Origin of the sequence: Oceanivirga salmonicida, from assembly GCF_001517915.1 — a bacterium.
GTDB classification, from domain to species: Bacteria; Fusobacteriota; Fusobacteriia; order Fusobacteriales; family Leptotrichiaceae; genus Oceanivirga; species Oceanivirga salmonicida.
Genome location: NZ_LOQI01000162.1, coordinates 1 through 582, shown reverse-complemented (window position 1 = coordinate 582; position 582 = coordinate 1). Strand labels below are relative to the sequence as shown.

General features: G+C 22.0%; 1 protein-coding gene. It reads left to right on the top strand.

The window, feature by feature from the left end; genetic code table 11:
* The coding region (locus AWT72_RS09855; protein WP_082680607.1) for an osmolarity sensor protein EnvZ at positions 1–391 on the top strand (391 nt) is incomplete at its 5' end.
* Positions 392–582: the final 191 nt, after the last annotated feature.

Here is a 582-nt window from a genome sequence, read left to right as displayed (position 1 = left end):
AAAAATAGGATTAATAGCAGAGAAAAATTATGGAGTAACTTCTTTTTTAAGTAAGAAAGATAGTAAAAAAACAGGAGAACTTTCATTATGGGCATTAGAACAATGTGATGATGAAATAATAGAATATTCTACTGATATAAAATGGAGTAAAAGTTTTTATAATTGTTCTAGCGATTCAAAAGTAGCGTCAGTATATAATCTCATAAGTTTTGAATTTTATGAAAATAAATATGAATTAAAATTAAAAATGAAAGATGGATACGGTTATTCTCCGTTTGAGGATTTTAATGGTAATGAATATAGATATATTTTTAATGAAAAACCAAGTGCAAAAGAATTGGGCGAAAAAATAATGGAAATGTTTGAGTATAAAGAAAATTACGATAAATAAAAATCTTTAATTCAATACAAATAAATTCTCCTGCAAATAATAAAAAATTATGTTAATCACAATTAAATAATTTTGAAAGGGTAATTAATGAAGCAAAAAAAAATGGGAATAAAGGTAAAAATAACAATATTAAAATAAAGGAGAAATAAAAATGTTAAAAGTTGTGTATATATAAAGAAAAAAAAGAAAAA